This window comes from uncultured Anaerococcus sp. (assembly GCF_963512375.1).
In the GTDB taxonomy this organism is placed as follows: Bacteria; Bacillota; Clostridia; order Tissierellales; family Peptoniphilaceae; genus Anaerococcus.
Map to the genome: position 1 here is coordinate 1 of NZ_CAUPMI010000032.1, position 10,597 is coordinate 10,597.

The 10,597-nt window shown below is 29.9% G+C and carries 8 protein-coding genes and 5 pseudogenes; 11 read left to right on the forward strand and 2 right to left on the reverse strand.

Annotation, left to right across the window (positions count from 1 at the left end; genetic code table 11):
- Positions 1–49 precede the first annotated feature (49 nt).
- The 8 genes and pseudogenes from RRB46_RS10350 to RRB46_RS10385 all read left to right on the forward strand — a co-directional run.
- Positions 50–673: pseudogene (locus tag RRB46_RS10350) on the forward strand (ABC transporter ATP-binding protein); the annotation flags it as partial.
- Between the two features lie 21 nt (positions 674–694).
- Positions 695–2,059 (forward strand): MATE family efflux transporter, encoded by a 1,365-nt coding sequence (locus tag RRB46_RS10355; protein ID WP_311538479.1) that lies wholly within the window; start codon positions 695–697, stop codon positions 2,057–2,059.
- A 239-nt stretch (positions 2,060–2,298) separates the two neighbouring features.
- Positions 2,299–2,709 (forward strand): annotated as a pseudogene (locus RRB46_RS10360) (sigma-70 family RNA polymerase sigma factor).
- A gap of 435 nt (positions 2,710–3,144) precedes the next feature.
- Positions 3,145–3,354 (forward strand): excisionase, encoded by a 210-nt coding sequence (locus RRB46_RS10365; RefSeq protein ID WP_004818884.1) that lies wholly within the window; start codon positions 3,145–3,147, stop codon positions 3,352–3,354.
- A gap of 77 nt (positions 3,355–3,431) precedes the next feature.
- Positions 3,432–4,667, forward strand: a complete 1,236-nt coding sequence (locus RRB46_RS10370) for a tyrosine-type recombinase/integrase (protein ID WP_002836633.1) — start codon at positions 3,432–3,434, stop codon at positions 4,665–4,667.
- Positions 4,668–4,811: 144 nt separating this feature from the next.
- Positions 4,812–5,264 (forward strand): annotated as a pseudogene (metG, locus tag RRB46_RS10375) (methionine--tRNA ligase subunit beta); the annotation flags it as partial.
- 294 nt (positions 5,265–5,558) lie between these two features.
- Entirely contained in the window at positions 5,559–5,777 is a 219-nt protein-coding gene (locus RRB46_RS10380) for a helix-turn-helix transcriptional regulator (RefSeq protein WP_002839984.1), read from the forward strand.
- A 429-nt stretch (positions 5,778–6,206) separates the two neighbouring features.
- On the forward strand, positions 6,207–6,701 hold the full coding sequence (locus RRB46_RS10385) for a hypothetical protein (RefSeq protein WP_311538480.1): 495 nt from the start codon (positions 6,207–6,209) through the stop codon (positions 6,699–6,701).
- Between the two features lie 439 nt (positions 6,702–7,140).
- Here the strand turns inward: RRB46_RS10385 and RRB46_RS10390 are convergent, their stop codons facing one another.
- A complete protein-coding gene (locus tag RRB46_RS10390) occupies positions 7,141–7,530 on the reverse strand; it encodes a pyridoxamine 5'-phosphate oxidase family protein (protein ID WP_311538481.1) in 390 nt (129 codons plus the stop codon).
- 140 nt (positions 7,531–7,670) lie between these two features.
- Here RRB46_RS10390 and RRB46_RS10395 point away from each other — a divergent pair.
- Positions 7,671–7,886 (forward strand): annotated as a pseudogene (locus RRB46_RS10395) (hypothetical protein); the annotation flags it as partial.
- Between the two features lie 342 nt (positions 7,887–8,228).
- On the opposite strand, the gene RRB46_RS10400 reads toward RRB46_RS10395, so the two are convergent.
- Positions 8,229–8,657: a DNA starvation/stationary phase protection protein gene (locus RRB46_RS10400; protein WP_311538482.1), complete on the reverse strand. Its 429-nt coding sequence runs from the start codon at positions 8,655–8,657 to the stop codon at positions 8,229–8,231.
- A gap of 324 nt (positions 8,658–8,981) precedes the next feature.
- On the opposite strand from RRB46_RS10400, the pseudogene RRB46_RS10405 reads away from it, so the two are divergent.
- Positions 8,982–9,271, forward strand: a pseudogene (locus tag RRB46_RS10405) (hypothetical protein).
- Positions 9,272–9,479: 208 nt separating this feature from the next.
- A complete protein-coding gene (locus RRB46_RS10410) occupies positions 9,480–10,253 on the forward strand; it encodes a helix-turn-helix transcriptional regulator (protein ID WP_311538483.1) in 774 nt (257 codons plus the stop codon).
- Positions 10,254–10,597: the final 344 nt, after the last annotated feature.

Below are 10,597 nucleotides of genomic sequence, written 5' to 3' on the forward strand. Positions count from 1 at the left end.
GCGATAGAAATATCGTCTAATTTTATGTAACAATTGCTTGACATTGTAGGGAAAAACAACACTTTGTAATTTGATAGCTAGATTTTGGGATGTAGATTCTGGAGAAATATTGATTGATGATAATAACATAAAAGATTTTAGGTATGACAATCTGTTATCTAATTTCACTTTTGTTTTTCAAGACGTCTATTTATTTGATGACACTATAAAAAACAACATTAAGTTCGGAAATACAGAAGCTAGTGATGAGGAAGTTATTAATGTTGCTAAGCAAGCACAGTGTCATGAATTTATTATGAAGTTGTCAGATGGTTATGACACAGTTTTACAAGAGGGTGGTTCAAATTTATCTGGAGGAGAGCGTCAGAGAATATCTATAGCAAGAGCTATGCTAAAACCAAGCAGAATTGTTATTCTTGACGAAGCTACTTCAAGTGTAGATCCAGAAAATGAACAACAACTTATAACTGCTTTAAACAATTTGTTAAAAGATAAAACTGTAATTGTGATTGCACATAAACTTGAAACTATTAAAAATGCTGATCAAATTGTTGTTATGGATAAAGGAAATATTGAAAGTATTGGTAAACATAAAGAGCTTATGGAAAAATCACACATATACAAGAGTTTTATTGAGAAAAGAGAAAAAGCTACTGGTTGGAAAATTGAATAAAATTTAATAGAGGATGATTTTATGAAACAAGATATGAAAGAACAATTATTAACAAAAAGACCCATAGATTTACTTTTTCAATTATCTGTCCCTGCTGTAATAGGAATGATAGTAATAGGTCTTTATCCACTAATGGATGGAATTTTTGCAGGAAATATTATAGGACAAACTGCAATGACAGCTTGTGGTGTAGCTATGCCACTTACCTTTTTTAATAGTGGAGTATCTACACTCATAGGTGTAGGTTCAGCATCAGTTTTATCAAGAGCTATAGGAAAGGGTGACCAAAAAACAGTTGATAAAATTATGGGGAATTTAATCTTTTGGGTTATTCTATTCTCATCAATTATTACAATAGGCGGAATTTTACTTGCACCACATTTTTTAGATATGGTTGGAGCAAGTGGAGAAATTAAAGAATATGGTATCAGATATTTACGAGTAATTTTCATTGGTTCTTTATTTGTAAACTTTACTCAATCAGCAAACATGGTTATGCGTGGAGAAGGATTAATGAAAAAAGCAATGCTCATTATGGGGCTAGGGGCTTTTTTAAACATAATTCTTGATCCAATTCTAATGAAATTAATGGGAAGATACGCAATAGAAGGAGCTGCACTTGCAACTATTACAGCACAATTTGTTCAAGCGATAATAACACTCCATTACTTCAAATATAAAAGTAAAGCAGTAAAAATAAATAAAATCAAACCTGATCAGGAAATAAAAAAAGAAATGTTTGGCGTAGGGTCATCTGCTATGATGATGCAAATTTTATTTATGATTCAACAAACAATGCTATATAAAATGTCATTTAAATATGGCGGAGATACAAATGCTATCTTGATGGCAGCAACACTTAGAGTATATGCCTTTTCATTCATTCCACTTTGGGGAATGAGTCAAGGTTTACAACCTGTAGTTGGTACAAATTTTGGAGCGAAAAAATACGACAGAGTAAAAGAAGCTATGAAAGTATTTTCTATCGGAGGATTAGTTCTTGCATCAATATTTTGGATACCAGCATTAGCATTTTCAAAGAATATTCTTTCTTTATTTGGAGTAGAAGAAAGTATTATAACTCAGGGAATAGGAAACTTTAGACTATTTTATTCTATCTTTATCCTATATGGAGTAATGGTAATGACTATAACATTCTTCCAATCAATAGGAAATGCTAAAAAAGCCGGCATAATAGTAATGCTAAGACAGCTATTTTTATTCGTACCTGCCATGATTATTTTGCCAATGATATTTGGAGTAAAAGCAGTATGGTTTGCAGAACCCCTTGTAGATTTAATTATGATAATAGCTGGTGTAGTAATGATGTTTGGGGAATTAAATAGGATGGATAAAATTGGTTTGAAAAATTCAAGTAATGAATAATGAGTGGATTGATTTAAAAGAATGGAGGTAAAATATGCAAAAAAATATAATTAAAGTAAATTTACCTTTTTTCTTTGGTTTACGCTGTTTACAAGTTAGATAACTCAGTTAAAAAATTAAATAAAATTACTATTAGAAAGAGTTTCTTTCATTCTAGAGGACTAACCATGCCCAAAAGCAGGAGTCCTCCTTTTTTTGTCTGAAAACATAAAGACAAAAAAAGAATGGAGGAAACATAAATGACAAAAGAATATTACCTTTATGTCGGTGGGCAAAAAATCAAAGTAAGTGAGCAGATATACAAAGTCTACTGGCAAGAAAGAGAACACGAAAAATATTTAGAGCAGGTGGACAAGAAAAACCACTTGCTATTTTTTTCGTCTCTAAATCACGATGGGAATTTTGAAGATAATCTAGAAGATAAAAATGTTGATGTTGAAAAAGTTGTAGCTACACAAATGATGATTGAAGCACTAAGAAATGCAATGTCAAAGTTAAATAAGGATGAATGAGAAATAATTGAAAGATTATATTTCAATGATGAAACACTTCGTGCAGTATCAAAGACTCAAAATATATCACATACTGCTTTAATAAAAAGGCGAGATAAGATTTTAGAAAAACTAAAGAAATTTATAGAAGAAATATAGTTTCTGGTTACCAAAGAGGGCAAATTTTCCTTTATAAAGTGAGGGGAGTTTTGTCCTCTTTCTATTTTAAAAGCAATCTAAATAATATTTGAACCTTAACAATTGAATAGACCAAGACAAGACATTAATCATTTTTGGAGCGTAATAACCTATCCGCCAAGATCTTTCTGCTGAATAATTCGGCAAAACAAGTACTGCTAAGCTAAAAGCAAGGGAAGAAGAAAGGGAGCGATAAGTAAGAGTTTGAATATAGGGAGGGATACCCTATTCGCTATGAAGAAAATGAGGATAATGATACTTCTAAGGTTGAAGCCGGCTCATCCTGAACAGAGGCGGAGGTGAGATTCCTATGTTGCTAATCCAAGGCACTTGTCAATGTCAAAAAACTTTAAAAATATTAAAATAAATATTTTAAATATATTATTTGGAGGATTTATGATTAATGAAAATATAAAAGGAGTTCGTGTTTGTGAAAAAGCATTTCTAACATTAAAAGAAGCATCTGAATATTTTAATATTGGTCAAGATAAAGTTAGACAATTAACGGATGAAAATGATTGCGATTTTGTATTATTTAATGGTAGTAAGCGTCTTATTAAGAAAAAGTTAATGGAAGAATATTTAAATAGACAGTTCTCTATTTAATCTAAAACTATATATAAAACACGCTTAATGCGGTATAATAATTATAGCGTGTCTTTTATCAAAAAAGGAGAATTTTTATGGTAAAAAGACGCAAAGATAGTAAAGGGGTTGTTTTAAAAGACGGTGAATATCAAAGATCAAATGGCACTTATGAATTTAAGTGGCAAGACAAAATAGGTCGTAGAAAATCTATCTATGCGAAAACTCTAAAAGAATTAAGAGAAAAGGAATTAGATATTTTACGCAATACTATAGATGGAATCAACAACGAAGGAAGTAGCTTATCTGTAAATGATACTTTTAAGCTATGGACAAAGGTAAAAAGAGGTTTAAAAGATAATACCTTTAAAAATTACATCTATATGTATCAACAATTTGTCGAACCGACTTTTGGTCGCATTAAACTATCTGATATTAAAAGATCTGATGTTAGAAGTTTTTATAACAGATTAAAGGAAGATCAGGGATTGATGGTTTCTACCATAGATTGTGTTCATACTGTCTTACATCAGGTTTTAGAATTAGCAGTGGATGACGAATATATAAGATTTAATCCATCTGACAATGCTTTGAAGGAATTGAAAGTAGCTTATCGAAATGAATCTCTGAAGAAAAAAGCCATGACAATAGAAGAACAAGTGCTATTTGAAGAATATTTATCTAATAGTGATGAATATAAAAAATGGTATCCAATATTCATTGTTATGCTTTGGACAGGAATGAGAGTTGGAGAAGTTACAGGATTGCAATGGGACGATCTAGATTTTGATAATGGTCTTATAAATGTAAATAGGACTTTGGTATATTATAGTAAAGGTAAAGGATTAAACAATAGATATGCTATTAATACACCGAAGACAGTATCAGGTAAGCGAAGTATTCCTATGGTTCAAAAAGTAAAAGATGCTTTTCTTATGGAAAGAGAGTTACAAAAGACTTTTGGAATCGAATGTTGTGATTCAATCGATGGATTTAAAGACTTTGTATTTTTAAATAGGTTCGGAAAGGTTCACAATAATGGAACACTTAATAAAGCTTTAAGAAGAATTGTTAGAGATTGCAATTTAAGTATAATGGATAAAAATAAATCGAGCTCTAATGATATTCTATTAGTTCCACATTTAAGCAATCACATTTTCAGACACACCTTTACTACAAGGCTTAATGAACAAAATATAAATACAAAAGCAATGCAGTCTATTCTAGGTCATTCTGATATTAGTACAACAATGGATATATATGTAGATGCAACAGAAGATTTTAAGATAGAACAGATGGGAGAATTTGAAAAAGCGATGAAATTTATATTTTAGAATTTACGACAGCTTACGACAAATTTACGACAATTTGCTAGAAATCTATAGGCACTTATAGAGAGTTAGCAAATTGTCGTAAATGGAAAAGTACCATAAAATAGACTTTTATAGAGATTTAGACAATTATCTAAAGTAGAGGGGATTTTCCCAACAATGAAGCCACTTGGTCTTGAAAAGGCAGAAAATAAGACAAGCCAAGAAGCTCCTAAGGTAAAACTTGACCTATCAAAGGTAAAGGTTGAACCATTATTTGAGGAAGATGTTGATTTTGAAACATTTTCTAAATCAGACTTTAGGGTTGTAAAGGTTAAGTCTTGCGAAGAAGTTCCAAAATCTAAAAAACTTCTAAAATTCACCCTAAATGACGGAACAGGAGAAGATAGGGTAATCCTATCAGGAATCAAAAATAACTATAGCGCAGAAGAACTAGTAGGCAAGACCCTACTTGCAATTTGTAATCTTCCTCCTCGTAAGATGATGGGAATTGACTCAGAAGGTATGATTATATCTGCAATTTGTGAGTATGACGGAGAAGAAAAACTAAACTTAATAATGTTGGATGATAATATTCCAGCAGGATCAAAATTATATTAAAAGAACACGCTAAAAATTAAGCTGGGGTTTGTTATGAATCCCAGTTTAATTTTTATAAGTGGATTAATGGAATTATTAAGATATACAATAAAATCAATTTAAATAAAAATAAATATTAGATAATACCAGGCGATAGAAATTAAAATGCTATCGTCTTTTTTTTTACACTAAAAATAAAGACGGAATAACACAACAAATTCTCCAAAACAAACCACTAAATCAATGTAAGATTGAATGAAATCAATATTTATGCTATAATTAAATAAATCTAATGAAGAGAAAAAGAGGGATATTATGGCACTTAACTATAAACCATTATGGATACAGTTAGCAAAAAAAGGACTAAAGAAAACAGATGTAATAGCCATGGCAGGACTTACAACAAATGTTATGGCACAAATGGGCAAGGATAAACCAATTACATTTAAGAATTTAGAAAGAATATGTAAGGCTCTATCTTGCACTCCTAATGATATTATTAGTTTTGAAGATGAATTTGAAAAAGAGATTTAAATTCTTATAGTTCTTTACACTTGATTTACAAGGGATCAAAGAAAATCTTAATAAGGGTTACTAAAATTTTATTGAAATAATGTATAATTTGTGATAGCTTACTTACAATTTTAGAATTGTAATCTTTATATAGGGTGTTTTTATATCTTGTCAATGATTTTGTAAATATCTTTTAGATTGGAATTCAAAGTTTTGTGAGTAATTTATTTGAGAATTTACAAAACTTCTTAATACATGACCTGTATGTGTATAATGACATTGACAAGAAGACATCTGTGATTATAGATTTTAAATAACTATATAAATTGTAAAAAAGTATAGCACTAATACTAGCAAGAAAATTTATACGAATTTAGTTGACACAACTAAGAAAAATTGCTCTCATATACGAAATGGTTTATACTTCAAGAGAGGAGGTGAATTAAATTGATGAAAACACTTGGTATGTTAACAATCATCTGCTTAACAGCATCAATTATGATGGTGAATTTTATACTTATTATACCGAAATTTGGCTCGAAGCATTTTGGTGCACCCGATGATATCAAAGCTATGATGAGTAAGTTGCCAGATAAACCGATTTGGGTCAATATATTAGGCGGACTTATCATTATACTTGGATTGCTAACCATTGCAGCCGTCCTAGTCTGGGCAATTGTTGATACAGTAAAATTTAGTTTAACTTTTCAGCAAGCCTTTGTTAGATTTTTAATACTATTTGAAGGATATAAGCTTTTTGATATTATCTTTTTTGATTATCTCATGCTTACCAAGTTAAAATTGCCGACTAAAGTTTACCCAGAGACGGTTGGTGCTAAGGGGTATGATAATTTTGGATTTAATGTGAAAAGTCAGGTTGCAAAAATTATAATCTTCTTTTTCTTGAGCCTAATTTTGGCATATTTACTGACCGTTTTGGTTTAACTAAAAATTCATAATTTGTAATGTTCAATTCAATTTCCTGGCTATTTGTTTAAAGGGGCTGTAGCTTAAAAAAACCAATTATCAGAAATAGATATAAGCCATGAACAGTTATATGAAGATAGGTTAGAGGGAAATATAAGTGAAAGAAACTTAAATTTAATGAATGTGAGCATATCTAGAACCATTCCTATAGGAATGGCTAAATACTGACACAAAAAAATGTATCAACCTTTGCCCTTTTATCAGGATTTAGGTTGATACACAAAATTTTTTACAGACCCTCTAGAATATCAAACTCCATTTGATTTATTTATGCACGAACTTAGTTTGGTTTAGGTGTCGCAATATTATTTCAATTCATCATTTATAAAAAAGTTTGGTACACAAGAAATAATCCGTGCACCAAACTTTTTTGTAGAATTATTAATAACTATGGGAATTAGGCTTCTAATAATTTTCCAGCTATTGGACCTGAATCAAGGGTATAGATCTTTTCTATATCTATGATTACAGCAGCCGCCTTTGGCATTACACCAGCCTTTTCCTTGGCTAGGTTCATATACTCTTCGTCTGTATAAGATTTGGCTGCACCCACAATCCTAAAGCCCTTGTTGTCTTCTCTTTTAACAAAGGCGATAGCTATCTTGCCATTATTTTTAATATTGGCATGGTGCTTGCCATCTGTATTTTCGCAAAAGATGAGATGTTCATCATCAAGAACCCTCATAGTTCTTTTTGGCCCTATATTAGGATTACCATTCTCATCTACAGTTGCTATATAAGCAAGCTGTTCACCAATTAAGTCTTTTATTTCTTGAGTTAGTTTCATACATACACCTCATTATATATTATTTACATTTATAAGATAGCACATCTGGGGGAAATTGTCAATAATGATTATCACTATTGACTGCAAAATAATAAACATAATTGAAATAATAAAAATTCAAGCAGGACTAAAGTAAAAAAGTCTTACGAATTGAAGGATATAAGCTTTTTGATATTATATTTTTTGATTATCTCATGCTTACCAAGTTAAAATTACCAACTAAAGTTTATCCACAGACGGTTGGAGCCAAGGGATATGATAATTTTGGGTTTAATGCGAAAAGTCAGATCACAAAAGTTATAATCTTCTTTTTCGTGAGCCTAATTTTGGCATATTTACTGACCGTTTTGGTTTAACTAGAAATTCATAACTTGTAATGTTCAATTCGACTTCTTGGCTATTTGTTTTAAGGGGCTGTAGCTTAAAAAAAACAATTAACAGAAATAGATAGAAGCCATGAACAGTTATATGAAGATAGGTTAGAGGGAAATATAACCGAAAGAAACTTCAATTTAATGAATGTGAGCATATCTAGAAAACAAGAAAAGAACCATTCCTATAGGAATGGCTAAATATTGACACAAAAAAATGTATCAACCTTTGCCCTTTTATTGGGATTTAGGTTGATACACAAAATTATTTACAGACCCTAATTATAGGATGACAGTAATTCAAAGTTCTGCAATAGTTAATTTTTCCTATTTAAGACTTGATTCCACAAACCAAATTTGTTTGTTGTAGTCCTCTATATGATCTTCCATAGCATTAGCTACAGGGAAATTATCAGCTTCATCTGCTTCTTTTCTAATCTCTAGTGCGAGTTCTTTTTGAAGTTTTATGTCAGATAGGACTATTTCTAATGCTTCTTTAATAGATATTTCTTTAGAAGTTTCAATCTCTTTTATAGTAGAAATTTCTAAATATCCTTTTAAATTAGCAACTGGAAATTCCCCAGCCATTCTGATTAGTTCAGCAACTTCATCAAGTCTCTCGCCGGCCTTATCATATTCAGATTCAAGATACTCATGGACAGCTACAAATTGAGATCCTACAATATTCCAATGTAGATTATGGATTTTAATGTTTATTACTGCAAGATTTGCAAGATATGTGTTTAATTTTGTCATTTTATTCCTCGCTTTCAAATAATTTTAATTATCATTATCATTATATACAATAATAAAAAACAAGTCAAATCTATAATATTGAATAAAATTTACTAGCAAATATTTATTATTTCATCCTAATATCGTAAAAATGAATAGAAGAAAATTATTTCAGAGATACAAAATCACATCATGCAACAAAAAGGAATAGATAGAAAGATAGAATCTATACAAAAGGAAATATCAGATATTATCGAAAAGAGTATTTTATAAATTTTAATAATGAAGCTTTGAAAGGGATAGCAGAAAATGTTATCTCCTTTTATTACAAGACAGGAGATTAGTATGAAAAAATTAGATCAAATAAGACAAGAATCAAAAGAAATAAAAGATAAAATAGACGATAAAGAAGAAAAATCAAGGCAAGAAAAAAATCAAGAAAAGAAGATATTAAAACAAGACATAGTAAAAAGAAGAAAAGAAAGAACACATAGGCTAATAACAAGAAGACCAATCTTAGAAAGCCGTATAGAAAATTTAGAAGAACTAACAGATGAAGAAATAAAAATCATACTAGAAGAAGCGACAAAGACAAAAGAATTTAAAAAAAACTAAAAATAATGAGAGGAAATTAAGAAATATAAATATGAACAGTCTGATTATAAGATTATGAAATAATCTTAAAATAAAAATATTTTGGGTATAATAATATGAAAAATATTTGTGAATAATGAAAAAAACACTGATGCAACTTTCTGTTGTGAAAGTGCATTTATGCAATGGTAGAAGTATACATTGTAGTTTGATAGACTATAATTACCAAACTACAAGGAGGTTTCATATATGAATTTTGGTGAAAAACTTTTTAAGTTACGAAAAGAAAAAGGAATGTCTCAAGAAAATTTAGCGGATCAAATTGGTACAACAAGACAAGCTATTAGTAAGTGGGAAAATAATCAGGGATTTCCAGAAGTTGAAAAATTGCTTCAACTTTCAAATGTGTTTGAAGTATCTGTAGATTATTTATTGAAAGATGACAAGACAATTAATTGTTCTAATGAAAAGGGTTATTATGTAAGTAAAGAGCTTACAACAGGATATATTGCAAACGAAAAAAAGGTTAGCTTTTTAATAAGTTTATCTTTCATGTTTTTGGCTTTTACAGGAATTCCATATATAATTTTTTCCCATGACAAATCTATCTCACATTTAGGAATGGCAATTTGTGTAGTTCTTGGGATTGGGTTTATGGTACTTGGAATGTTTGCTGAAAATGAGCAGTACAAAATATTAAAGCAAGAACCTTTGTTGTTTGATTATGAGTATCTAAAAACATTAAGGAAAGAATATGATTTGAAAAAAAGGAAATACATTTTAATTGCAATACTATCAACAGTTTTGTTTATTCTAGGTCTTGTTAGTTTAGGATTAACTGTTGGTAGATGGTCAGATTATCATTCATTTGTATTTTTTGGGTTTGGAATAGGATTGTTTGGATTTGCATATTCATCAAATGTTATGGGAGCATACGAATTATTGGTTAAAAATGAGCAATATTCATCAAGTCTATTATTTAAGATAAAAAGGAAGTTTAGAGATAAAATAGATAAATTTTAGTCTTTAAAATTTAATTAAAGTTATTTTTTGTGAACAGTAAATCGAAAAAAGGTTTACTGTTTTTTATTTGTCTAAAAACGGAAGAAGGATACATGAAAGAAAAAAATAAAAAATTATGAGAGAAAATTAAGAAAAATAAAATAACCGAATCTACCTTAGATTTTCTAAGGGCGCAATTATACACCTTAAAGGGTGCTTGCGTGCCTTTAGAGTCAAACCCTTGCAGCGACCAACAACCATTCGCTTTTTAAAAGTCAAGGGTAAATAAACTCGCTAAGGCTCGCCCTTTACTTTTAAAATTTGAAATGAAAGTAACAATTAAGCCGACATACTGAAACAACAAA